Below are 26,551 nucleotides of genomic sequence, written 5' to 3' on the forward strand. Positions count from 1 at the left end.
GATGGCAAAAAATCTTAAAGATATAGCTAACCAATACGCCAAAGCAATTTTTGAATTGTCTACGCAGCAAAATAACGTAGATGCCACACGGTCAGATTTGAATGCATTAAAAAATGTTTTCAATGATAATCCAAATTTTGTTGTTGTCGTAACCTCAAATGATATTGACAGCACGTCACGTGACAGCTTGTTGACAACGCTGACAACGGGTGCTGCTGAGCCAATTCAAAATTTGGTGAAACTATTAGCGTATAATAACCGATTGGCTATTTTACCCCAAATTGTTGATTCATTTGATGATTATTATAACGAAGCTAATGGCATTGTGGATGTTTCGGCAATCACAGCGGTTGCCCTAGACGATACGCGATTAGCTAAATTAGCAGCAGTGTTTGCATCTAAAACGGGTGCTCAGCATGTTAATTTAAAAAATGTTGTGGATCAAAGTATACTTGGTGGTGTGATTTTACAATCGCAATCCACGTTAATTGATGGTAGCTTAAAAACAAAAATTGCCAAAATGAAGGCACAATTATTAGGTTAGTGAGGAAGAATAATGGCTATTCAAGCTGAAGAAATTTCTGCTTTAATTAAGCAACAGCTCGAAAAGTTCGACACAACGCTAACTGTAGAAGAAGTGGGTACTGTTACCTATATTGGTGATGGTGTGGCACGTGCAACTGGCTTAGCAAATGCTATGGCTGGTGAACTGCTCGAATTTGCTAATGGCACATTCGGCATGGCCCAAAACCTCGACTCAAGCGAAGTTGGAATCATCATTCTTGGTGGTTTTGATGATATTCGTGAAGGTGATACAGTTAAGCGTACTGGGCGCATCATGGAAGTGCCTGTTGGCGAACAATTAATTGGACGCGTTGTAAACACCTTGGGGCAACCAATCGATGGATTGGGTGAAATCAAGACTGAGAAAACACGTCCTGTCGAGGTTAAAGCACCCGGTGTTATGCAACGTAAGTCGGTGTTCGAACCGTTACAGACTGGTATTAAAGCAATCGATGCCCTCGTCCCAATTGGACGTGGACAACGTGAATTAATTATTGGAGACCGTAAGACAGGTAAAACGTCTTTGGCCATCGATACAATTTTGAACCAAAAAGATCAAAACATGATTGTTATTTATGTCGCGATTGGTCAAAAAGATTCAACTGTGCGTACACAAGTTGAAACGTTACGTCAGTTAGGCGCAATGGATTATACAATCGTTGTCAATGCTGGTCCTTCAGAACCAGCGCCAATGTTGTACTTAGCACCTTATGTTGGTGCAGCCATGGGTGAAGAATTCATGTACAATGGCAAGCATGTGTTGATTGTGTATGATGATTTGTCAAAGCAAGCTACAGCATATCGTGAGCTGTCATTGATTCTCCGCCGTCCACCAGGACGTGAAGCTTATCCTGGTGATGTGTTCTATCTACATTCACGTTTACTCGAGCGTGCAGCTAAATTATCGGATGAACTTGGCGGTGGTTCAATGACTGCTCTCCCATTTATCGAGACACAAGCTGGTGATGTGTCAGCTTATATTCCAACGAACGTTATTTCCATTACTGATGGACAAGTGTTCTTGGATGCTGATCAATTCTATGCAGGTGTACGACCAGCCATTGATGCTGGAACATCTGTTTCACGTGTTGGTGGTGATGCACAGATTAAGGCAATGAAAAAAGTGGCCGGTACATTACGTTTGGACTTGGCATCATTCCGTGAATTGGAAAGTTTCGCACAATTCGGATCAGATTTGGATGCAGCAACGCAAGCTAAATTGGCTCGTGGTCGTCGTACAGTCGAAATTTTGAAACAACCACTACACAAGCCAATGCCTGTGCAACAACAAGTTATTGTTTTGTATGCCTTAACTCATGGTTATATCGATGACGTTGATATCGCTGATATCCAACGTTTTCAAGATGAATTAATCGCATATGTTGACGCAAATGCTGCTGACTTGTTTAAGACAATTGTCGAAACAAAAAATTTGCCTGAAGAAGCTGCACTGAATTCAGCAATTGAAGCCTTCAAGGCTGGCTTTGCTAATTCAACAGCGGAATAATAGGAGGACGCTGCGATGGCTTCTTTGCAAGATATTCAGCGTCGTATTTCATCTACTAAAAAGACGCGTCAAATTACGAGTGCCATGCAAATGGTCTCGACGGCTAAACTAAGTCAAATTCAACGTTATAGTACTGGTTATCAAGAATATGCTGCACGTTTGGAAGCAGTTGTAGAACATTTAGTTTCTGCTCATCTTTTTGACAACGCAGACGCTAAACATATCCCTCTAATCGCACAACGTCCAATCAACAAAACAGGTATCTTAGTTGTGACATCAGATCGTGGATTGGTTGGCTCTTATAATGCCAATGTTATCAAGCAAACCAATGAATTGATGGCACGTTTGAATTTGAATACCACGAACACAGCAATTCTTGCAGTGGGTGGTAATGGTGCCGATTTCTATAAGAAACGTGGCTTTGAAGTTATTCTAGAACACCGTGGTGTTTCAGATGTACCTTCCTTTAACGAAATTCGCTCAGTGATTAAAACAGTGACAAGTTTGTATGAAAATGCAGTGTTTGATGCACTTCATGTTGTCTACAATCATTTTGTCAACCGTCTGACTAGTGAGTATCGTGATGTTCAATTATTGCCATTGACTGGTGATACTTTAAACGCCATGGGTGGTACAGAAGAACAAAAGGCAGAATTGAATATTCAAAGTGCGTATGAAATTGAACCGGATACAACGGCTGTTTTGAACGTTGTGTTGCCGCAATTTGCACAAAGTTTAGTGTATGAAGCAGTTCTTGATGCTAAAACGGCGGAACATGCAGCCTCATCAACAGCGATGAAGGGTGCAACAGATAATGCCAAGGACCTTATTGGCCGCTTGGAATTACAGTTTAACCGCGCGCGTCAAGCAGCTATTACGACTGAAATTACAGAAATTACTGGTGGAATGGCTGCGTTGGAGTAAACGACAGTGGTAAACACCACAAGATTTAACCGTGAACTGTCAGATGTTTTGTGTTTGGAACGGTGTTCTGATGTGAGGTAACTGATATCTAGCGATTAAGTAGTGTTGCCGCGTTTACGAGAAACAACCAACCACAATTAAAAATAAAACTGCATGTGCAGAAACGCGTTGGCAACCGATTGGATGCCTGGATGTCATAAAGACTACCTGTGATGGTTTCCCATCGTTTATAGCCTTCTATACATCACGACCCCAAAACGTTCGGTTGCTAAACGCTCTAAATTGAAAGGAAGACGACAATGAGTACTGGAAAAGTCGTACAAGTGATTGGTCCGGTTGTCGATGTTGCGTTTGAAGCAGGACAGCAAGTGCCTGATATCAATAATGCGCTTAAAATCGATAAAGGCGAAGGCCAAACATTGACAGTTGAAGTTTCATTGGCATTGGGTGACGGCGTTGTTCGTACCATTGCTATGGACTCAACTGATGGACTTCAACGTGGCATGTCAGTAACTGATACTGGCGATGCAATTACTGTGCCAGTTGGTGAATCTACTTTGGGTCGTGTTTTCAACGTGTTGGGAGAACCAGTGGATAACAACGGTGCAATTGCCGATGATACACCACGTAATTCTATTCACCGCGAAGCCCCTAAATATGATGAACTAGCTAGTTCTACGGAAATCTTGGAGACAGGCATTAAGGTGATTGATTTACTCGCACCTTACGTCCGTGGTGGAAAGATTGGTTTGTTTGGTGGTGCCGGTGTTGGTAAAACAGTTCTGATTCAAGAATTGATTCACAACATTGCCCAAGGTCACAATGGTATTTCAGTCTTCACAGGTGTCGGAGAACGTACACGTGAAGGTAATGATATGTACCATGAAATGGAAGAATCAGGCGTTTTGAAACAAACTGCCATGGTTTATGGGCAAATGAACGAACCACCAGGTGCACGTATGCGTGTTGCTTTAACTGGTTTGACAATGGCTGAAAACTTCCGTGATAATGAAGGTAAGGATGTGTTGTTGTTTATTGATAACATTTTCCGTTTCACTCAGGCCGGTTCTGAAGTGTCAGCTTTGTTGGGACGTATTCCATCAGCCGTTGGTTATCAGCCAACATTGGCAACAGAAATGGGCCAATTGCAGGAACGAATTACTTCAACTAAGAAGGGTTCAGTTACTTCAATTCAAGCCGTTTATGTGCCTGCTGATGATTATACTGATCCAGCCCCTGCTACAACATTCGCGCATTTGGATGCAACAACTAACTTGGAACGTGCGTTGACACAACAAGGTATTTATCCCGCGGTTGATCCTTTGGCATCAACTTCATCAGCTTTGGATCCACAAATTGTTGGTCAAGAGCACTATGAAGTTGCTACTGAAGTGCAACGAACACTACAACGTTATCGCGAATTGCAAGATATCATTTCAATTTTGGGTATGGATGAGTTGTCAGATGAAGAGAAGACGACGGTTAACCGTGCACGTCGTATTCAATTCTTCTTATCACAACCATTTTCAGTTGCTGAAACGTTTACCGGTATTAATGGTGAATACGTGCCAGTTGCTGAAACGGTGCGTTCGTTCAAAGATATCTTAGATGGTAAATATGATGATTTGCCAGAAGATGCATTCCGTAACGTTGGGGCTATTGAACAAGTTGTTGAAAAAGCCAAAACAATGGCCCAATAAGGGGGTATTGAAAAATGGCAGATGAGACAGCTACTGTAGCGTCAACAGGGATCACAGTGCAAATTGTGACACCAGTTGGGGAAGTTTATAACGAGTCAAACATTGAGTTGGCGGTTGTGAATACACAAGGTGGACAAATTGGTATTATGCGAAAGCATGTGCCATTGTTAGCTGCATTAACAATTAATGAATTACTTGTCAAAAGTAATGGACAAATGGACACGCTAGCCGTTAATGGTGGTATTGCTGAGTTTTCTAACGATCTGCTCACAATAGTTGCAGACAGTGCGGAAACCTCTGATGATATTGATGTAACACGTGCTGAAGGTGCTAAAGAACGTGCTGAAACACGTATTGCTCATGCACAAAATGATCATAACGATGCTGAATTGAAGCGTGCTCGTGTTGCTTTGATGCGAGCTGTTAATCGTATTCATGTTGCTGCAATTAGACAAGGTAAATAAATTAACTAAACGAAAGCCGAATGATTTCATTCGGCTTTTTTGTGCACGATGCTCAGTGTAATGACGAATTGTAAAAGGCAAACGTTCGGAAAAGTAGGTTAATTTTCACTTAATGTTCGTCATGTTCCGGGTGTTTCATTTATAAATGAGACAATCCTAACATTAAAAATCGTTTGAGGCGGTATTTTTCTGTTATATTAGTATTCGGAACAAATATACAGAATGTTTACATCATGCAAATAGAAACTGGATATTAATTTTGTATAGTAAAAGAGTAATATTTGTTATGGAAAATTGCCAAAAGGCGTATGGGAGAGAAACATCATGAGTAAGAATGCGAAAACACTCGCAGCAATTGTTATTGTTGTTATCGTCGCTATTGTAGCGTACTTTGGCTTCACACATGCAGGTGCAAAAGAAACATCGGACAAGACAATTAAAGATTTAAAAATCTATTTTGTACCGTCAAAGCAACCTGATCAAATTGTTACTATGACTGCACCGCTGAAGGGTTTGTTAACTAAAGAACTTAAAAAAGAGGGTTATGACGTCAAAAACGTCGACATTAAGGTCGGCACAAGTTATGAAGCAGCAGGTGAAGCACTAACTTCTGGTACGGCTGATATTGGCTTTATCCCTGGCGGTACGTATGTGATGTATCAAGATGGTGCTAAAGTATTGTTAACGGCTACACGTGCAGGATTAAATAAAAATTCTTCAGACCCAGAAAAGTGGAATGACGGAAAGCCAACAGAGCAAACAAGCAAGCAGTCATCAAAGTACCGTTCAATATTCATTGCGGGACCTTCAAAAAAAGGTCAAGAATTAGCTAAAAAAGTTAATGCTGGTGAAAAGTTAACATGGGAAGACATTAACTCTGCTAAGTGGGGCTTGTCATCAACAACATCATCAGCTGGTTACATTTATCCAGCGTTGTGGTTGAATAAAAATTATAAAAAAACAATATCAGATTTAAAAAGCACAGTAACAGTTGATTCATATGGTTCAGGTATGGCTCGACTAGCTTCAGGACAAATTGATGTGATGCCTGCTTATGGTGATGCACGTCGTGACTTTGCAAGTGCTTGGACGACAGATTATAAGCAACCACAATCAATTTGGCAAGAAACAAACGTTATTGGTGTATCACAAGAAATTTATAACGACACAATTTCAGTTTCTAAGAAATCAAAAACAATGACACCGGAATTGGAAAAGGCAGTATCAAAGGCATTTATTAACTTAGCCAAAACTGATGCAGGTAAAAAAGTGATTGCCATCTATTCACATGAAGGATACGAGCCAGCCCAGTCATCAAATTATGATGGTGAGCGGGATGCACAAAAAGTATTAAAGAACTTACAAAAATAACATTTGATTACATTAGTGATTACGCTATTGTTTTTAGTAGCGTACATGTAACTCAATACCCCAGGAAAGCAGCGCAATTAGCGCCGCTTTTCTGGCGTTTGGGCCTGTATGGCTCAAATACATAAAATTTTAGGACGGCAACCATGATTAAATTTGAGCATGTTTCAAAAACATATCCTAACGGTGTGAAGGGATTACAAGATATTAACTTAGAAATACAAGATGGTGAATTCATTGGTATTATAGGTATGTCTGGCGCGGGAAAGTCAACGTTTATTCGTACAATCAATCGTTTAAATGATATTACTGAAGGTCAATTGACTGTGGACGGAATCGAAATTTCTAGTCTAAAGGGAAAATCCCTACGGCGTTATCGTCGTAAAGTAGGTATGATTTTTCAATCATATAATTTGGTTCCCAGAATTTCAGTCATTAAAAATGTCATGAGTTCATTAGTGCCAGATATGCCATTTGGCCGTGTGTTATTTGGTGTATTTTCAAAGGAAGACAAAATTAAAGCACTCGAATCACTAGACCGTGTGTCAATGTTAGATAAGGCATTCATTCGTACAGATCAGCTATCTGGTGGTCAACAACAACGTGTGTCATTAGCGAGAACATTAGCTCAAAACCCAAAGGTTTTATTAGCCGACGAACCAGTTGCAGCGTTAGATCCAGTCACAGCACATGAGGTGATGGATGATTTCAAACGTATTAACGAAGAGCTTGGACAAACTGTTTTAATTAATATTCATCATGTTGATTTAGCTTTAGAATATTCTAAACGTATTATAGGTATTCGCTCTGGAAAAATAGTCTATGATGGTCCTGTGGCAGGTATTACCCAAGATGTACTAGACTTAATTTATAGTAAAGATGAGGCAGAATAATGGGTTGGTACGATAAATTATTTGAAGCTGAAAGTTTTACACTTGAAAATGGGAAACAAGTCTCACAAAAATTTACACGTGTACCGCTTATTATATTGCTTCTTTTAGTGGGCATTGTGGTGTCCGTTTGGGTCACCGGTTTTAGTTTGCTCACCTTGTTGACAAATTTTGTCGGTTTTTGGAAGATATTAGCCAGCATGTTTCCACCAAAGTTAAGCTACTTTTTACAGGTTTGGCAGCCCTTACTGATGACCATTCAGATGTCATTTTTTGGTTCATTTTTTGGCGCGGTAGTTGCTTTACCTTTTGCCATTTTGGCAGCTAGTAACATTACTACTAATCGTGTCATCAATTTGATTGTACGATTCATGTTAACAGTTGTACGCACAATACCGACACTGGTATCTGCTTTAATTGCTACTTATATTTTTGGTTTAGGCACATTTGCTGGGACAATTGCGATTTTCTTATTTAGTTTTTCTTTCGTTGGAAAGCAACTGTTTGAATATATGGAAACAGTTGATATGGGGGCATTTGAAGCGTTAACTGCGACGGGTGCAAACACGTCACGTGCCTTTGTCACAACAATATTTCCGCAAATTTTACCAACCTATTTATCAACAGCGCTCTTTGCATTTGAAGGAAATGTCCGATATGCAGCTATCTTAGGTTACGTTGGGGCTGGTGGTATCGGCATGATTTTAAATGAAAAAATTGGTTGGCGAGAGTTTCAAAGTGTTGGTATGATATTACTATCTATTTTTGTTGCTGTGGTGATCATTGAAACAATCAGCCAACAATTACGTAAGTACTTGAGTTAAGGAGAACAACATGAATCAAAAATTAGAAGCTGTTCTCAGTAAAGAACCGCGCCGTGGGTTGCAATATGGCACAACACTTGTCATATTGTTAATACTATTAGCATCATCCGCCCCTGTATTAAATGGCGCACACGTGACGTCTAAGGGACTCGAAATCGGTTGGAACATCTTGGCTGGTATCTTTACGCCTGATACAAGCTTACTATTTGGATTAGGTGACAGTGGTGTTGCATATTTGATTTTACAAACAATTGCTATCGCGTTTTTAGGTACTTTAGTTGGGGCGATTATTGCTGTACCACTATCGTTTATTTCAGCGACTAATATTGTACCAAAACCAGTGGTACTCGTGACACGTTTTATTATTATGGCCATTCGTACGGTACCATCATTAGTGTATGGGTTAATGTTTATCCGTGTTACTGGTCCTGGCCCTTTTGCAGGTGTTATGACGTTAGCGATTGTATCGATTGGTATGATTTCAAAATTATTTATTGAGACAATTGAAGATTTGGATTCGGGTATCCTCGAATCGTTAGACGCTTTCGGATCAACACTTTTTCAAAAAATTCGCTATGGTATTTTACCGCAACTAGGATCAGATTTTATTTCTATTTTAGTTTACAGATTTGATATGAATCTACGTGAAGCTACTATTCTAGGACTTGTTGGTGCAGGTGGTATTGGTGCACCAATGATTTTTGCCTTAAATGCATATCACTGGCATCAAGTGGGCGCCATTTTAATTGGATTGTTTGTTTTGGTTTTTGTAGTTGAAATTCTGTCTGATAAGTTGCGTCAAAAAATTTTGCATGGTTAGTAAGAGGGGACGACGACGGTCGTCCTTTTTTGGGAGGAAAGTATGAAACGATTTAAAATATATTATACATCTGACGTCCACGGTTATTTATTTCCAACAGATTATATACAAAATGGGCCACAAGCTTTAGGGCTAATTAATGTAGCAGCCAACTATCATAAAGATGGAGACACTATTATTATTGATGGTGGTGATATGTATCAAGGGTCACCGTTGGTACAATATTTGCAAAAGCATCATGACATTGATGCTGTTACAACTGCCATGAATATGGCAGGATATGACTACGTGACACTGGGAAATCATGATTTTAACTTTGGTTATGATGAACTACAAAAACATTTAGCGAACTTAAATGCTACTGTGGTTGCCGAAAATGTGACAGATCTTAGTGGAAAAACGCGTTATCCTGCACAAATAAAACGATTAGAAAATGGTACCAAAGTAGGCATCATAGGTTTGGTAACAGACTATATTAATATTTGGGAAAAGCCAGCACATTTAAAAGGTATCAAGATTGAGTCGCCACGTATTAAGGCATCAGAAACGATTGCAAGATTACGTGAAACAGTTGATGTTGTAGTTGGTGTATATCATGGTGGGTATGAACGTGATTTGACTACAGGCGAACTGATCAGTGATAGTACTGAAAACATTGCTTGGCAGCTCACTAATGAGTTAGATTTAGACATGCTATTAACAGGGCATCAACATGGTGATGTCAAGCCGCAAGTTATTAATGGTGTACTAACGTTGCAAATGCCTAATCAGGGAAAACTATTTGCTGAAATTACCGGTACTCAAATTGACGGTCAATGGCAATTTGACGCCTCGACAAAGTCGGCTGGTTTTGTCAGTCAAGAAAATATTAAGCGGCAATTAGAACCACTACAAGAAAAAGTTTCAGCATGGCTAGATCAACCCATTACGCAATTAGAACATGCGATTGAATCAGAGCCACCACTCGACTTAGCACAACACGGGAATAGGATTTTACAGTGGATTGCCCATGTGCAACTGTTGGCATCAAAGGCTGATATAACACTTGTTAGTTTAAATAATAATCCATCTAATTTACCCAAAAACTTGACGTTACGGCGTGTTTTACAAAATTATCCATTCGATAATACGCTAGTAACAAAACGTGTTACTGGGCATGATTTACGTGTGAGTTTAGAGCATACGGCACAATATTTTACATTGATTGATGATGGGAAGATAGCAATTAATTCAAAATGGTTAACACCAAAGGTCGAACATTATAATTACGACCTCGCTTTTGGTATTGATTATGGGTTTGATATTTCTCAACCTATTGGTCAGAGAGTAACAAAACTTAATTACCGAGGGGTTGCTGTCAAAGAAACAGATGTTTTCACGGTCGCGATGAATAATTATCGTGCAGTTGGTGGTGGTAATTATACTGAATATAGAGATTCAGAAACAGTAACAACAGGTGATCAAGCTATTCAAGACATGTTAATAGCATTTTTTAAAACAAATACACAGTTGCCAGAATCACCGAAATTACAATTTTACGTTAAATGATGAACACATTGCGCTTAATTGTTTATTAAATAACAGAGCGTAATAAAACTGACATCATCTCGATGTTTGGTTATTATATTTAAGGCATAAACTTATCTACATAACATTAAGAGCACTTAAGAACATAATCAATCTAAGAGGTAGAAAATACATGTTTAGTTTTAAAAAGTCATTAACAATCGCTGCTGGTGTTGCCGGTGCATTTGCATTCGGTGCTTCAAACGTTAACGCTGATACAACAAGCGCACAAAACACACCAACGGATTATGTCGTTAAATCTGGCGACACATTGAACAAGATTTCTCAAGAATTTAATTTATCTGTTGATACTATTGCAACAAATAACAATATTAGTAACGTTGATTTGATTGTTGTTGGTCAACATTTGAGTTTTGTTGAAAAAACAACAGCTGCGGCAGCTTCACAACAAGTAGCGCCAGTTCAACAAGCTGTTGCTGATGCACCAGCTGTACAAGCACAACCAGCTGCTCCCGTAGCAGCACCAGCACAACCGGCCGCAGCGCCAGCGCCACAAGTATCATCATCTGCAGCATTGGATGCATTGATTGCACGTGAATCAAGTGGTAATGTTAATGCGACAAACGGTCAATATTATGGTATTGGTCAATTATCAGCACAAGCGCGTGCTGTCTATGGTGGAAACTCAACCGATTATAATGATCAATTGAACGCCATGAAGTCTTATATCAGTGCACGTTATGGTTCTGCTGAAAATGCATGGGCTCATTCACAAGCAACTGGTTGGTATTAATCATTAAAAAAACCGCGAAAGCGGTTTTTTTGTTGTCGTCCGTACTGTATAATGATTGGCTTAAAGTATCTATTTTTTGTATAATGAATTTATGCAAATTAATTATGATTTTTTAGAAAATTACACTTTTAAAAATAAAGCAATCACGCTGCGTAATCATGTGATTATGGCACCAACAACATTACGTTCATCTCTAGAGGATGGCACTGTCACAGATAATGAGTTGAATTATTATCAAATCCGCGCGCAAGGGCCAGCTATGATCATCACAGAGGCTGCCTATGTTAATGAGCTTGGACGTGGTTGGGAAGGTGGTATTTCTGTTGCAGATGATGATAAAATCCCGGGATTGCGTCGATTGGCTAGTGCCATTCAATCAGGTGGAGCCAAAGCCATTTTGCAAATTTTTGCCGCAGGTCGACAAACGACACGGACTATCTTACGGGGTGAAACCCCCGTATCTGCTTCTAATCAACCATATCCTAATGGTGCTTTTGATGTGCCACGGGCTTTGACACATGACGAAATCGTGCAAACGATTGAAGATTTTGCTAATGCTACAAAAAGGGCTATTTTAGCTGGTTTTGATGGCGTAGAATTACACGGTGCAAATCTTTATTTGATGCAACAATTTCTTTCAGCAGACAGTAATCAGCGTGATGATATTTGGGGTGGAACAGCCGAAAAACGTCAGCGATTTGGTTTAACAGTTACTGCAAAAGTAGCTCAGGTAATTGAAAAGTATGCAGACAGGCCATTTCTACTGGGTTATCGGCAATCACCAGAAGAGCCAATGGTACCAGGCATTACACTTGAAGACTCGTTGCAATATGCACAACGAGTCGCGGATTTGCCGATAGATTATTTACATTTGTCACTGAAAGATAGCTTTCAATTGCCGTTTAAAAATAAACAGGCGACTAAACGGGTTATCGATTATTATCGTCAGGCTCTACCGGAAGGCTATCCATTAATGGTTGCCGGATTACTTAAAAAACCTGAACAAGTGGAAGATTTAATGGATGCTGGGATAACTTTTGCGGCATTAGGACGTGAACTAATCATTGAGCCCAATTGGGTGCAAAAAGTATTTAATAATGATGAACTTGCTATTCGTTATGCCATATCACCAGCTGATTTTGATCTCTTAGGTATTCCAAAACCATTGTCAGAATGGTTGTTAACACGATTTAGAAATGGCTTTCCAGTTACGACAGATGCGTTATTTGATCCAAAGCAACCATGGCGCTATTATAAAAACGTTGTGGCAAAAAATACCGAACCAATTGATCCTACCAAGTTAATGACCCTAAAAAAGCAACCATAAAGTTACGGTGTCACGTGTTCTACACAAAAACAAAAATCAATTTAAAAAAAGCTTGACGGCGATATTATTTCTTGATATACTAATATAGTTGTCTGATATATATCGGACATCACTGACCATGGCTCGTTGGTCAAGTGGCTAAGACGCTGCCCTTTCACGGCGGAATCGAGAGTTCGATTCTCTCACGAGCTATATCAAGTCGCAACTTCGGTTGCGGCTTTTTATGTGTCTTTTTTATTTAAAGTGAGCACATTTTTTGTATTTTATGTTTATAAAGCGTATAATTAAAACACTGAATTTGAAGAGAGTGAGACGCATTTTGGACAATCAAATTAAAATTGACGAAACGCAGTACCTTGATGGAACACTACAGGCGATGGAAAAATCGCTTGTGGCAACCGCAGCGGAAATTAAACAAACAAACAAAAGTATCGACTCCGTTGCACAAAATTGGAGCGACGTGCGATTAAAAACGGATACCTATTCAGGCATTGTTGAAACGGCAGCGTCAATTCGTCAGCAGCAGCAAATGTTATCTGAGCGTGAAAACTCTAAAACGCGTGCAGAGCGTCGTGTGGCGACATTAACGAAACAAATTGAAAAGCCTTATTTCGCAAGAATTGACTTTAGTGAAACCACTAGTCAAGATCGCGAAGCGGAAACAATTTATATTGGGTTGGGATCATTTAGTAACGATAAAAATCAGTTTTTAGTCTATGATTGGCGCGCTCCGGTTGCTTCAATCTATTATGATGGTGGCATTGGAAAAGTATCCTATTTGACACCGGACGGTACGCAACAGGCAAATGTCACGCTTAAAAGACAATTCCAAATTGAAGATGGTGTCATTGTGACACTATTTGATACAGAAGAAGCTATTGGCGATGCGATGTTGATGAATGCCTTATCAGGTGAATCATCAACCAAGATGAAGTCAATTGTGACAACGATTCAAAAAGAACAAAATAAAATTATTCGTAATACAGAAGCTGATTTATTATTTGTTCAAGGCGCAGCAGGTTCAGGTAAAACAGCTGCTGTACTACAGCGTGTAGCTTATTTATTATATCGTTATCGGGGTAAACTAACTTCTGGTCAAGTCGTTTTATTTAGTCCAAATCAATTATTTAATGATTATATTGATAATGTGTTACCAGAGCTGGGTGAACAAAATATGGTACAGATGACATTTTATCAATATGCTTCACGTCGTTTGCCAAAAATAGCTGTTGAAACGTTACAAGAAAGATTTGAGCATGACAAGACTGCCGACAACATTAATCGTGCAAAGGGCAGTTTGGCTATGTTTCATGCGGTAACTGCTTACGCAGAACATTTGAATCAAACGGACATGAAAATTCGAAATCTCATGTTCCGTGGCGAGCCCCTAATTTCTAAAGCACGTATTTCAGAAATCTATTACCAATACAATGAAAATTATAAATTAGGTCAACGATTAGAGGCAACGCGTGATACATTGATGCGGATATTGAGCGCGCATATTGGTCAGGAATTGCGTAAAGATTGGGTAGAATTAGCCATTGAAAATCTTTCCAAGCAAGAATATGATGAACTGGTTGGTGCTGGTCAAGTGCGTGTTGGTGATAATGAAGAATCTGATGCAGCCGCGCGTACACGACAAGTCCAACTAGGAGAGGGACCAAAAGAACGTGAATTTGCCAGTGAAAAAGCAGAACGCCATTTTCTTGCAAAACAAATTGTGACCCAGTCGTTAAAACCGCTAGCACGTCAAATCCGTCGTGCAAATTTTCTAAATATTAATGCGCAATTTATTGATTTTTTGCGTCATGCCCACCATTATTTTGATTTAAAAGCGTTTAACATAACAGAAACTGGTTGGTTAGCGCATGTCGAAACAATTATTACGGCATTGAAACAGAAGCAATTATCGTTGACGGATACAACGCTATATTTATACCTATACGATCTGATGACTGGTAAGAAAGGTGAGCGTGATATTCGTTTTCTGTTTATTGACGAGATTCAGGATTACACACCATTTCAATTGGCATTTTTGAAATTTAGTTTCCCAAAGGCAAAATTTACCGTGTTGGGTGATCTCAACCAAGCTATTTTTACAAAAGATAATGCAACGCGTTTGCAGGATGATTTTTCATCGTTGTTTGACCCTGAACGCATCGAGCAGGTTAAATTGACACAAACTTATCGTTCAACACAACAAATAACAGATTTCACAAAATATATTTTACGTGATGGACAGGATATTGATGCGTTTAATCGTGATGGTGACAAACCGATGGTATATACGTTATTAAGCGAATCAGACATGTTGGTTAAACTACAGCAACAATTAACGCAACATACGTTAAACCATGATACGACAGCAATTATTACGAAGACACGTGATGATGCGCAACAATTAGCTGCGCAACTTGACAGTCAATCAGTCACATTAATTCAGTCGGAAAACCAACGCCTAGCCAAGGGCGCGATCATTGTGCCCTCTTATTTAGCAAAGGGGTTGGAATTTGATGCTGTGATTATTTGGCATGCTGACAATACACGTTACGGGGATGATTCAGAACGACGCTTGCTATATACAGTAGCTAGTCGTGCCATGCATACATTGACGTTATTAGCTGAAAAACGTGCAACGCAATTACTTGATGATGTGCCAGCACACTTATATGAGGTAAACTAATGGATGAACTTGTTCAAGCGATTAAGCAACGGTATCATGACACATTTATGTCCATCGCCATTGCGGGTTCAGTGTCGGTTGGTAAAAGTACGTTTGCTCAAAAACTGGCTGAATTACTTGACGTTAATGTTAGTGTGATTAGTACAGATGATTTTTTGATGCCTAATGATGTGTTGATGGCAAAAGGTATTTTTAAACAAAAAGGGTTTCCACAAACGTATAATATGACGGCATTAACACAGCTCATCATGCGGTTTCAGGCTGATGAACTGTCAGCTGAGATTCCTTGTTATGCGCAAGAACTGGCTGATATTCATCCGGAAAAAAAGCAACGTATCACGAAACCAGACATACTAATTATTGAAGGCGTTGTGGCGCTACAGCTTGAACAACCAGATTTTAAAATTTATCTCGATGCCGATTTAACAAACATTAAAACATGGTATTTAGCACGAACCTTAGAAATGACGGCACGAGCAAAAAACGACCCGAAGTCTTGGCGTTATCAATACGCACAGATGCCTATTGAGTCGTTTTCTCAATTAGTAATGACGGTCTGGGATGAAACGAACCAAGTCAATCTGGATCAATACATTGAACCAAGTAGTGTCCATGCTAATGCTGTTGTCAGATTAGATAAAAACCATGATATTGAAACGATCATAATGAAGTAGTTATAATAGATTGTCAACTTTGTTGACAATCTATTTACTTAGGCGTAAGATATTTTAAGAAGTTAAATCAATTGTTTTCTGAAAACAATTGGTAATTTATTGAATATAACAGAGGAAAATAATCATGAATGACGAATTACTTGATACACACGGTAAACCAGTCAATCGTTTGGCGATGATGTTGGTCATGTTAATTGGTGTGTTTTCAGTCATGCTAATGCAAACAGCCTTAGGCACTGCTTTACCGGCATTGATGAAAGCATTTGATGTGAATGCTGCAACAGTGCAGTGGCTAACCACCATTTTCTTGATGGCCAATGGTATTATGGTACCAGTTTCTGCCTTTTTGACAACACGCATTCCAACAAAAACGTTGTATCTATCAGCATTGGGTCTGTTTACTATTGGGACACTTGTTGCTTTCATGACACCAACGACTATGTTTTGGTTATTAATGGTAGCACGTGTCTTACAGGCAATGGCGGTCGGTATACTCATGCCGTTGATGCAAGTTGTTTCTCTATCGCTGTTTGACGCCCAGTCGCGTGGAAAAGCAATGGGAATGGGTGGTCTAGTCATTGGTATGGCACCAGCTATCGGACCAACATTATCAGGATGGATTTTAGAAAAAGATCATACGTTATTAGGCTTGACGCTGCAAAATTCGTGGCGTTCAATATTTGGTATCGTTTTGCCGGTTGTTATTGTCGTTATGATTGCTTCGTTTTTCTTGTTCCATGACATCTTACCAGTACAAAAAGTAACGCTAGATATACGATCTCTTATGGAATCAACTTTTGGTTTTGGTTTAGTATTATATGGCTTTGCAATGGTCGCTTCAGATGGTTGGGGTAGTTTCAATGTGATCGTACCATTGATTGTTGGCATTATCATTGTTATTGAATTCATGTGGCATCAGTCCCGAATGGAGAAGCCATTCTTAGATATGTCAGTATTTAAGTCAAGACAGTTTACGATTACAACTATTTTAGTGTCATTGGTCATGATGGCCATGATAGGTGTCGAGATGGTTTTACCGATCTACATGCAAAATATTCGGGGCCTATCACCACTTAATTCAGGCTTGACTCTCCTTCCCGGTGCGCTCATGATGGGTATTATTTCACCAATTGCTGGTGCATTTTATGATAAACATGGCGCTAAACGCTTAGCTGTTACTGGGTTCACAATTCTAATTATTGGTACGATACCCTTGTTTTATATGACAGCTGAAACACCGACATTGTATATCACATCATTGTATACTTTGCGCATGTTTGGTATTGCCATGACAATGATGCCTTTAACAGCTTCAGCTATGGGCGCCTTGTCTCCGAAAACAGCAGCACAAGGAACAGCAGCTAACAATACGATGAGGCAAATTGCTGCATCTTTAGGGACTGCGGTTTTGGCTTCAGTTATGCAATCCGTTACTAAGAATAATATGCCAAAGAAATCTTTGAATGGACAAGATCCGCTAGCATATGGGCGTAAGGCTCTAGATGCAACGCTTGGTGGTTTTCATGCGTCGTTCCTATTGGCTGCATCATTTGCTGTTGTTGCTTTACTGATTACTTTTCTGCTGCATAGTGGCAAGGTTAACACCCCAAATCAAGGAGGTGACGTAAGATGATTATTTTAATTATGGCGGCATTTGCGCTTTTAGCATTTTTTGCGAATATGACAATCAAATCATCTGGTGTTCGCTATATCGTCACGCTATTGATGTTTGCTGGGTTGATTTTGAGTGTTACTGCGTTGGTTGGCAATATGCATGATCATTATGGTATGAAGCAGGTCACGACCACTAGTAAAAAAGTGATTCATTCTGCTGGCGCTGGTGATCAAGGTTTTGGTGTGTTACTTTACCAAAATGTTGGGACTGACGGTAAAGAAAATGTCTATATCTACAGGGAATCAGCTACCGACAAAAAAACAACAGTCTCAAAACCTGATTTAAAAACTTCTTCAAGCAGAACAAATATTTCAGGAAACACAGCTTATCAAGTCACCAAGACCACACGCTTTGTTTATAAATCGAACGGTTTTAAGTTTTTGTTCGGTATTGCCGGCAATAATCATGAATTGAAGCATCGCCAGGTCACATATCAAGTACCGGCGACATGGATTGCAATGACAACCGCACAAGCGGAAGCGTTACCAGGTAAGTTGGCACCCAAATCGGATGCAGATAAAGCCGCTGCTGAACAACAAAAAAAGCAATTGGCAGCATTAGCTCAGATTAATCCTGATAAAGCGGCGACGCTACAGGTTGAACAAATCAAAAAAGTATTGCAAGGCAATTAAGCGCTTGAAATGTATAAAAAGCGACAATCTCTATTTCAGGGATGGTCGCTTTTATGCTATGATAGGGAAAATATCGGTTCATAAAAGTTATAAATTAGGGGGTAACATGATGCATTTTTTTATCAATAAAGGCATGGGCCATGGTAATAGTGGCGTCGAGCATGCACAGTTTTATCGTGCAACCCAGTTTCGCGATAAAAAATTACCCTTTAAAATGGTTTTTACAGACCACTTGCCACGGCTACATCAACATATGAAGGAATGGCATATTGCGGAGCATGAGGTCATTGGCTTGTATGATTATCTATTGAGCGATGACCCAGATAAGTATTTACGCAACGGCAACATGATCATGCATAACTATGAGGAAGAGATACTTTGGGATACTACCAATACGCAACGGATGATTAAACGGCAGACGACCGGTAATTATATAGAAATCATTCAACGGCGAAAGTACTATGATAAAGAAAAACGAGTATATCAAGTTGAAGATGATCGTGTATTTTTAGAAAACAAGAAGCATCGGGTTTCTTGGCATTATAGAAACGAGCGATCACGTGGTGATCAAATGACTAATATTCGTGTGGATAACTTTCGTGGGAAGAACTATTTGTTCACAACTTTCGAAGAATTGTTAGATTTCTTTTTTTCAGATATTCAGCACCGATTTAAAAATAATGTTTATCTGATTGATCGTGGTACTGACAGCGAAGAAGCAATTATTCGAATCAAGCAGTATGATTCTACTTTAAAAATACTGGCGGTTGTTCATGCTGACCATTTTGTAACGTGGTATCAAGAACATCCATTATGGAATAACTATTATCAATACATGTTTGACCATTTGACAGACATTGATTTGATTATTGTGGCCACAAAATTACAGCGACAAGCAATGTTGTCACAGTTAGAAGCTATTGGTGTTAGCGGGCTATCGCGTAAAATTGTTGCTATTCCAGTTGGCGGTGTTTCAGACATTTCAGAACCGAACAAATGGCTAGGTGGTTCTATGAAGTTTGTGACAGCATCACGCTTACATGCAGAAAAAAACATTGACCATATTATTCAAGCGATTAGTCAATTGCGCCAGGCTGGTTTAGACGCAACCTTAGCTATATATGGCGCTGGTGCTGAAGAAAGTAACCTAGTCACACTGATTAATACATTAAATTTATCGTCGTTTGTGGTGTTAAAAGGATTAAGTCAACACATGAAAACGGATATGAAGGCATATGATGTTTTTGTATCAGCTTCCTATTCAGAGGGGTTTGGGTTAACTTACATTGACGCAATCAGCAATGCGTTGCCTATTGCGACTTATGATAATTTATATGGTGCACGAGAGTTAGTTTATGATGGGGTTAACGGTTATTTAGCAAAATTTAGTCGTAAAGCGGCTGATGAGCAGGTCAATATTAGCCGACTTGCGGTTGCGATGCGTCTTACTTTTGAATCTTATGACCAGCTATCAAAAGGGGCACATGATGTTGCCATGCAATTTCAAAATGACATGATCGCTGATCAATGGCAAAAAGTAATGGTGGATTTATGACAACAATTGAAATTATCAATTCATTAGCTTACACTAATTTTCCAGGCATTGCTTGGCAAATTGAACAGGTGAGGTTAGGGAAAAGTTATGCCTTGTGGCTAGCTACCCCGCATGAAGATGCGACGTATTTAGTCCGTAAATTAGGTCTAGATCCGACGCGCGTGTATGATATGTATGCCCAACGTTATCTTGAAAATACGGACGATAAAGGTGGCCTTTGGTGGACTGATTTACCAGTACCTGATGGCGCGCAGTTTAGAATTAATGGGGATGGCACCAAAGATATTATCAGCCGTGGACATGTGAGAGCGCATGTTCGTTGGTTCAATGATTCTAAGAGGCTTATTCAGGCGGTTGTCTGGCAAGATCCGGACGGTAAAATTGATTACAAAGATATTTATCGACGAGATGGAAAGTTATTTGCGAAGCAGTATTTTAGTGAAGGTGAATTATTAGAGTCAGATTTTTACTTCGGTCAAAGTATGGTTCAGGTAAGCGATTTTTACTTTGAAAATCATCGTAATTTTGTATATGCATATGATCAAAAGTATCAAGAAGCCGAGTCATACATTGCTAGTATTGCCAGCAAATGGCCAAGATACACGTTTAATACGACACAGTTAGGACGTGAAATTGCCTTTTCGCCACAAAATACAGTCCTGACATTAGTTGATGATGTTTTGGACGGGCAAGGTCGCGTACGGCATGACGTTGCTGCTATTTTAAATGACCCAACCCATAAAATTCAACAAGTACGCACCTCACAACGTAATTTTGATATTTTAAAATCACAGGGTATTACAACACATAAAGTACGCATTGTCATATTTTGAGTAGCTTTTCACATATCACAACACAACAACGATATTTTGTTTTATAATAGAGTTGTAACAATAAAATTTTGGAGGCTATCATGGCTAAATTGACTGTTTCAGATTTGGAACTTTCAGGTAAGAAAGTATTGATGCGCGTTGATTTCAACGTGCCTATCAAAGCAGGTGTTATCGGTAACGATAACCGTATTGTGGCAGCATTGCCAACAATTAAATATGTTCTGGAAAACAACGGGCGTGCAATTTTGTTCTCACACTTAGGACGCATCAAGTCTGAGGATGATAAGCAAGAATTATCGTTAGCACCAGTTGCAGCACGTTTAGGAGAATTGCTTGGTCAAGATGTTAAGTTTGTACCACAAACACGTGGCGCAAAACTTGAATCTGCTATTGCTGCTTTGCAAGATGGTGAAGTATTAATGGTTGAAAACACACGTTTTGAAGACGTTGTTGATGGTCAAGAAGTTAAGAACGAATCGAAGAATAATCCAGAGTTGGGTAAGTACTGGGCATCATTGGGTGATGATTTGTTCATTAATGATGCGTTTGGGACCGCACATCGTGCCCATGCTTCAAACGTTGGCATTTCAGCTAATGTCTCACAAGCAGCGGCTGGTTTCTTGATGGAGAAAGAAATCAAGTTTTTGGGTGATGCTGTGGCTAACCCAGTTCGTCCGTTCGTTGCTATTATTGGTGGTGCAAAGGTTTCTGATAAGATTGAAATTGTGAAGTCATTACTAGGCAAGGCTGACAAAGTTATTGTTGGTGGTGGTATGGCTTACACATTTGATGCTGCTAAGGGCGAAAAAATTGGTAATTCATTGTTTGAAGCTGACAAAGTTGAGTTGGCTAAAGAATTAATGGCTGAGGCCGGCGATAAGCTAGTTTTGCCGGTTGATTCAATTGCAGCAGATGCGTTCTCAAATGATGCTAAGACCGAAATTGTTGATGCCGAAGTAGGCATTCCTGATGGGTACATGGGTCTAGATATTGGACCTAAGTCAGTTAAATTGTTGCAAGATACTTTGTCAGATGCCAAGACAGTCGCTTGGAATGGACCAATGGGTGTGTTTGAAATGCCTAACTTTGCTAAAGGTACATTGGCAATTGGCGAAGAATTGGTAACGGTAACGGAAAATGGTGGAACCACTATTGTTGGTGGCGGTGATTCGACTGCTGCTGTACAACAATTAGGTGTTGCTGACAAGTTGTCACACATTTCAACTGGTGGTGGTGCTTCACTAGAATACCTCGAAGGTAAAGAATTACCAGGCATTGCTGCTATTTCTGAAAAATAATTGTTTTAAACAGACCCGTATGAGTCTGTTTTTTGTTGAACACAAAAGTGTGTTTTCGACAATTAATATGAGAATATGTTCATATAATTGGTAAAAAAGACAGTATGTCCTGTATAATGGAGGCTAAGCAACAAAAAGAGTTATTAAAGGAGATCGCTATGATTCATGTTTATAATACGTTGACACGTGAAAAAGAAATATTTAAGCCTATTACACCAGGTAAAATCAACATGTATGTCTGTGGCCCTACGATTTATAATTATATTCATATTGGAAATGCGCGATCTGCAATTGCATTTGATGTTGTTCGTCGCTATTTTGAGTACCGTGGTTATGATGTTAACTACGTCTCAAATTTTACGGATGTTGACGATAAAATTATCAAACGTGCACGTGAACAAGGTGTTGATGAAATGACGATAGCCAATCGATATGCTGATGCTTTCCATCAGGATACGTTGCCGTTAAATATAAAGCCAGCAACTGTGCGTTCACGTGCAACGGATGTTATTCCTGATATTATTTTATTTGTGGGCGACCTTATTAAAAAAGGCTATGCTTATGAATCCGAAGGCGACGTTTATTTTCGTGCCAAACGTTTTAAGGGTTATGGCATATTAGCACACCAAGATTTAGCTGAAATGGAGGCTAACGCTGCTGGACGTTTAGATGATATTGAATTGACGCGAAAAGAAGATCCAATCGATTTTGCTGTATGGAAAGCTAGCCATTCAAAGGATGAAATTTCATGGCAGTCACCATGGGGTAAAGGGCGCCCAGGATGGCATATTGAATGCTCGGTTATGGCGCAAAAATATTTGGCTGATACGATTGATATTCATGGTGGTGGTATTGATTTGGCTTTTCCTCATCATACCAATGAAATTGCGCAATCAGAAGCTCGAACGGGGAAAACATTCGTTAATTACTGGATGCATAATGGTTTTGTTAATGTTAACGATGAAAAAATGTCTAAATCACTGGGTAATTTCACAACGGTACATGATATGTTAGCAAACTATGATGATCCAATGGCTATTCGTTATCTACTATCGACTACGCAATATCGTAGATCAATTAATTATTCGGATGACACATTAGAACAGGCAAGGGTTGCACTCGATCGTATTCGAACAGCGTATCGCAATTTATCTTTTCGTATGGAAACAGCCGTTAATGGTCGAGATCAAGCGGTTGATCGTGTGATTGAAGAGCGAATCAGTGATTTTGAGGCAGCAATGGATGATGATTTTAATACACCTAATGCATTAGCATCGATATTCGAACTAGTAACAATTGCAAATACTTTGGCCGAGAGCCAACAAATTTATCTTGAGACAACGCAACATTTATTGCACACAATAGCAAAATTAATGTCGGTATTTGGTATTGAAAATCTGTCTGTGGCGTCTAATTTAACAAAAGAACAGGATGAACTACTAAAATTACGTCATCTTGCACGTGAAACACGTGATTTTGAAGCATCGGACCGTTTAAGGCAAAATTTACATCAGTTAGGAATTGTTGTTGAAGATACACCCCAAGGGCAACGTTGGCATAGGGATTAAAAAGACTCGCGAAGCGAGTCTTTTTTTAAATATTAAGGAAGAGTAAAGGGGAAATAAATAAAGCGAATGTAAAAAAGAAAGGAAGGGGAAAAAGAGGGGTAAAAGACGAACGGTAATCAGTAAAGTGGCGGTTAAAGAAAGAGAAAAGCGATAGGATAAAAAAGGGGAGCGAAAGTAGTTGACGGGTGGGGAAAAAGTTGGTATATTAATATATGTTCTTACGAAGGACGCGAGGCGATAGAGGCAACTAATTCAAGAAGTTCTGAGAAAGAGTTAAAAGAAGTAGTTGACAAAGCGAGTTGAGCGTGGTAAGATAATATAGTTGTCTCAGCGACAACAAGTAGCACATTGAAAACTGAACAAAACTTTGAACAAACGAATCTGTCGCTGTTACGAGAGTAACAGAAACAAATTTGCGAAGTCAATTCGTAACAAACAATAAACGGATAGTCGTTATAGAGATATAGCAATTAGTCAGTTTAATCGAAGAGTACATCTTCAAACAATGAATTTAAATTCATTTAAATTGAGAGTTTGATCCTGGCTCAGGATGAACGCTGGCGGCGTGCCTAATACATGCAAGTCGAACGCGCAGCGAGAGGTGCTTGCACCTTTCAAGCGAGTGGCGAACGGGTGAGTAACACGTGGATAACCTGCCTCAAGGCTGGGGATAACATTTGGAAACAGATGCTAATACCGAATAAAACTTAGTATCGCATGATATAAAGTTAAAAGGCGCTACGGCGTCACCTAGAGATGGATCCGCGGTGCATTAGTTAGTTGGTGAGGTAAAGGCTCACCAAGACAATGATGCATAGCCGAGTTGAGAGACTGATCGGCCACATTGGGACTGAGACACGGCCCAAACTCCTACGGGAGGCTGCAGTAGGGAATCTTCCACAATGGGCGCAAGCCTGATGGAGCAACGCCGCGTGTGTGATGAAGGCTTTCGGGTCGTAAAGCACTGTTGTATGGGAAGAACAGCTAGAATAGGGAATGATTTTAGTGTGACGGTACCATACCAGAAAGGGACGGCTAAATACGTGCCAGCAGCCGCGGTAATACGTATGTCCCGAGCGTTATCCGGATTTATTGGGCGTAAAGCGAGCGCAGACGGTTGTTTAAGTCTGATGTGAAAGCCCGGAGCTCAACTCCGGAAAGGCATTGGAAACTGGACAACTTGAGTGCAGTAGAGGTAAGTGGAACTCCATGTGTAGCGGTGGAATGCGTAGATATATGGAAGAACACCAGCGGCGAAGGCGGCTTACTGGACTGTAACTGACGTTGAGGCTCGAAAGTGTGGGTAGCAAACAGGATTAGATACCCTGGTAGTCCACACCGTAAACGATGAACACTAGGTGTTAGGAGGTTTCCGCCTCTTAGTGCCGAAGCTAACGCATTAAGTGTTCCGCCTGGGGAGTACGACCGCAAGGTTGAAACTCAAAGGAATTGACGGGGACCCGCACAAGCGGTGGAGCATGTGGTTTAATTCGAAGCAACGCGAAGAACCTTACCAGGTCTTGACATCCTTTGAAGCTTTTAGAGATAGAAGTGTTCTCTTCGGAGACAAAGTGACAGGTGGTGCATGGTCGTCGTCAGCTCGTGTCGTGAGATGTTGGGTTAAGTCCCGCAACGAGCGCAACCCTTATTGTTAGTTGCCAGCATTCAGATGGGCACTCTAGCGAGACTGCCGGTGACAAACCGGAGGAAGGCGGGGACGACGTCAGATCATCATGCCCCTTATGACCTGGGCTACACACGTGCTACAATGGCGTATACAACGAGTTGCCAACCTGCGAAGGTGAGCTAATCTCTTAAAGTACGTCTCAGTTCGGACTGCAGTCTGCAACTCGACTGCACGAAGTCGGAATCGCTAGTAATCGCGGATCAGCACGCCGCGGTGAATACGTTCCCGGGTCTTGTACACACCGCCCGTCACACCATGGGAGTTTGTAATGCCCAAAGCCGGTGGCCTAACCGTAAGGAGGGAACCGTCTAAGGCAGGACAGATGACTGGGGTGAAGTCGTAACAAGGTAGCCGTAGGAGAACCTGCGGCTGGATCACCTCCTTTCTAAGGATAAACGGAAAGTGACAGGGACTTAAGTGTCAAGCGTTTGAATCAAAGTTTTGTTTAGTTTTGAGTGTGATACCGAAATAGGTGTCATGGTCAAAGATGAACCTATGGGGAATTAGCTCAGCTGGGAGAGCACCTGCTTTGCAAGCAGGGGGTCAGCGGTTCGATCCCGCTATTCTCCATTGGTGGCCGCGAGGTGACCAAGGGTTGTACATTGAAAACTGAATAGTAACAAATTCTTTTAAATAATTAAAAATTATTAAATTGAACCGAGAAACAACACAAAAAGTTCTGAAACAAGAACGGTTTAATCGCAGGTCTGAAAAATGACCAACTCATAAACTTAAAGCACAACTACGGTTGTGACGGTTAAGTTAATAAGGGCGCGTGGTGGATGCCTTGGCACTAGGAGCCGATGAAGGACGTGACTAACTACGATAAGCTTTGGTGAGCGGTAAGTACGCTATGACCCAGAGATTTCCGAATGGGGAAACCCAACTCGAAAAGAGTTGTCAATAGTTGAATACATAGGCTATTGACGGAATACGCTGTGAACTGAAACATCTCATTAGCAGCAGGAGCAGAAAGAAAAATCGATTCCCTAAGTAGCGGCGAGCGAAATGGGAAGAGCCCAAACCAACGTGCTTGCATGTTGGGGTTGTAGGACTGATAAATAAGAGTTACAAAAGTGTTTTATAGCAGAACAAGTTGGGAAACTTGGCTAAAGAGGGTGATAGCCCCGTAAGCGAAATGAAGCACACTCTTTTCAGGATCCTGAGTACGGCCGGACACGTGAAATCCGGTCGGAATCTGCGGGGACCATCCCGTAAGGCTAAATACTCCCTAGTGA

At 40.2% G+C, this 26,551-nt stretch carries 20 protein-coding genes, 2 tRNA genes and 2 rRNA genes (1 of these 24 running past the window's edge); all 24 read left to right on the forward strand.

All coding sequences use genetic code 11. The annotated features are described in order from the left end of the window. The first annotated feature begins 1 nt into the window (after position 1). Entirely contained in the window at positions 2 to 544 is a 543-nt protein-coding gene (gene atpH, locus LKI_RS06710) for an ATP synthase F1 subunit delta (protein ID WP_013103403.1), read from the forward strand. 12 nt (positions 545 to 556) lie between these two features. Next, positions 557 to 2,071 (forward strand): F0F1 ATP synthase subunit alpha, encoded by a 1,515-nt coding sequence (gene atpA / locus LKI_RS06715; RefSeq protein ID WP_013103404.1) that lies wholly within the window; start codon positions 557 to 559, stop codon positions 2,069 to 2,071. 15 nt (positions 2,072 to 2,086) lie between these two features. Further along, a complete protein-coding gene (locus LKI_RS06720) occupies positions 2,087 to 2,995 on the forward strand; it encodes a F0F1 ATP synthase subunit gamma (protein ID WP_013103405.1) in 909 nt (302 codons plus the stop codon). A 299-nt stretch (positions 2,996 to 3,294) separates the two neighbouring features. Continuing rightward, the gene (atpD, locus tag LKI_RS06725; RefSeq protein ID WP_013103406.1) at positions 3,295 to 4,695 is read left to right on the forward strand and encodes a F0F1 ATP synthase subunit beta; all 1,401 of its coding nucleotides are present in this window, start codon (positions 3,295 to 3,297) and stop codon (positions 4,693 to 4,695) included. 14 nt (positions 4,696 to 4,709) lie between these two features. After that, entirely contained in the window at positions 4,710 to 5,159 is a 450-nt protein-coding gene (locus tag LKI_RS06730) for a F0F1 ATP synthase subunit epsilon (protein WP_013103407.1), read from the forward strand. A 324-nt stretch (positions 5,160 to 5,483) separates the two neighbouring features. Next, on the forward strand, positions 5,484 to 6,530 hold the full coding sequence (locus tag LKI_RS06735; protein ID WP_013103408.1) for a phosphate/phosphite/phosphonate ABC transporter substrate-binding protein: 1,047 nt from the start codon (positions 5,484 to 5,486) through the stop codon (positions 6,528 to 6,530). Between the two features lie 143 nt (positions 6,531 to 6,673). Continuing rightward, positions 6,674 to 7,420 carry a phosphonate ABC transporter ATP-binding protein gene (gene phnC / locus LKI_RS06740; protein ID WP_013103409.1) on the forward strand — a complete coding sequence of 249 codons (747 nt, stop codon included), beginning with the start codon at positions 6,674 to 6,676 and terminating at the stop codon, positions 7,418 to 7,420. Next, positions 7,420 to 8,241 (forward strand): phosphonate ABC transporter, permease protein PhnE, encoded by an 822-nt coding sequence (gene phnE, locus LKI_RS06745; protein WP_013103410.1) that lies wholly within the window; start codon positions 7,420 to 7,422, stop codon positions 8,239 to 8,241. Before phnC ends, phnE (LKI_RS06745) begins: the two co-directional genes overlap by 1 nt. Positions 8,242 to 8,251: 10 nt before the next feature. Next, on the forward strand, positions 8,252 to 9,061 hold the full coding sequence (phnE, locus tag LKI_RS06750) for a phosphonate ABC transporter, permease protein PhnE (protein ID WP_013103411.1): 810 nt from the start codon (positions 8,252 to 8,254) through the stop codon (positions 9,059 to 9,061). 42 nt (positions 9,062 to 9,103) lie between these two features. After that, positions 9,104 to 10,609, forward strand: coding sequence for a bifunctional metallophosphatase/5'-nucleotidase (locus LKI_RS06755; RefSeq protein WP_013103412.1), 1,506 nt, complete (start codon positions 9,104 to 9,106; stop codon positions 10,607 to 10,609). Positions 10,610 to 10,760: 151 nt separating this feature from the next. Beyond that, positions 10,761 to 11,381, forward strand: a complete 621-nt coding sequence (locus tag LKI_RS06760) for a LysM peptidoglycan-binding domain-containing protein (protein WP_013103413.1) — start codon at positions 10,761 to 10,763, stop codon at positions 11,379 to 11,381. Positions 11,382 to 11,472: 91 nt separating this feature from the next. Beyond that, positions 11,473 to 12,708 carry an NADH-dependent flavin oxidoreductase gene (locus LKI_RS06765; protein WP_013103414.1) on the forward strand — a complete coding sequence of 412 codons (1,236 nt, stop codon included), beginning with the start codon at positions 11,473 to 11,475 and terminating at the stop codon, positions 12,706 to 12,708. A gap of 120 nt (positions 12,709 to 12,828) precedes the next feature. After that, positions 12,829 to 12,900: transfer RNA gene (locus tag LKI_RS06770), tRNA-Glu, on the forward strand. A gap of 127 nt (positions 12,901 to 13,027) precedes the next feature. Next, positions 13,028 to 15,391, forward strand: coding sequence for an RNA polymerase recycling motor HelD (gene helD / locus LKI_RS06775; RefSeq protein ID WP_013103415.1), 2,364 nt, complete (start codon positions 13,028 to 13,030; stop codon positions 15,389 to 15,391). Beyond that, a complete protein-coding gene (locus LKI_RS06780; protein ID WP_013103416.1) occupies positions 15,391 to 16,065 on the forward strand; it encodes a nucleoside/nucleotide kinase family protein in 675 nt (224 codons plus the stop codon). Before helD ends, LKI_RS06780 begins: the two co-directional genes overlap by 1 nt. 124 nt (positions 16,066 to 16,189) lie before the next feature. Next, positions 16,190 to 17,698, forward strand: coding sequence for an MDR family MFS transporter (locus LKI_RS06785; RefSeq protein WP_013103417.1), 1,509 nt, complete (start codon positions 16,190 to 16,192; stop codon positions 17,696 to 17,698). After that, positions 17,695 to 18,372, forward strand: coding sequence for a DUF4811 domain-containing protein (locus LKI_RS06790; RefSeq protein WP_013103418.1), 678 nt, complete (start codon positions 17,695 to 17,697; stop codon positions 18,370 to 18,372). The genes LKI_RS06785 and LKI_RS06790 overlap by 4 nt, the downstream gene beginning before the upstream one ends. 109 nt (positions 18,373 to 18,481) lie before the next feature. Beyond that, positions 18,482 to 19,927 (forward strand): glycosyltransferase, encoded by a 1,446-nt coding sequence (locus tag LKI_RS06795; RefSeq protein WP_013103419.1) that lies wholly within the window; start codon positions 18,482 to 18,484, stop codon positions 19,925 to 19,927. Continuing rightward, positions 19,900 to 20,760, forward strand: coding sequence for a glycosyl transferase (locus LKI_RS06800; RefSeq protein WP_013103420.1), 861 nt, complete (start codon positions 19,900 to 19,902; stop codon positions 20,758 to 20,760). The genes LKI_RS06795 and LKI_RS06800 overlap by 28 nt, the downstream gene beginning before the upstream one ends. Before the next feature lie 80 nt (positions 20,761 to 20,840). Continuing rightward, positions 20,841 to 22,058 (forward strand): phosphoglycerate kinase, encoded by a 1,218-nt coding sequence (locus LKI_RS06805; protein ID WP_013103421.1) that lies wholly within the window; start codon positions 20,841 to 20,843, stop codon positions 22,056 to 22,058. Positions 22,059 to 22,216: 158 nt separating this feature from the next. Then, complete coding sequence (cysS, locus tag LKI_RS06810) at positions 22,217 to 23,626, forward strand: cysteine--tRNA ligase (RefSeq protein ID WP_013975200.1); 1,410 nt, start codon at positions 22,217 to 22,219, stop codon at positions 23,624 to 23,626. A gap of 522 nt (positions 23,627 to 24,148) precedes the next feature. Beyond that, a 16S ribosomal RNA gene (locus LKI_RS06815) occupies positions 24,149 to 25,698 on the forward strand. 112 nt (positions 25,699 to 25,810) lie between these two features. Then, positions 25,811 to 25,883, forward strand: a tRNA-Ala gene (locus LKI_RS06820). 185 nt (positions 25,884 to 26,068) lie between these two features. Continuing rightward, positions 26,069 to 26,551: ribosomal RNA gene (locus LKI_RS06825) — 23S ribosomal RNA — on the forward strand (it continues 2,433 nt past the right edge of the window). The 16S and 23S rRNA genes sit together here with 1 tRNA gene alongside, the layout of an rRNA operon.

It is taken from the genome of Leuconostoc kimchii IMSNU 11154 (genome assembly GCF_000092505.1).
Lineage (GTDB): Bacteria > Bacillota > Bacilli > Lactobacillales > Lactobacillaceae > Leuconostoc > Leuconostoc kimchii.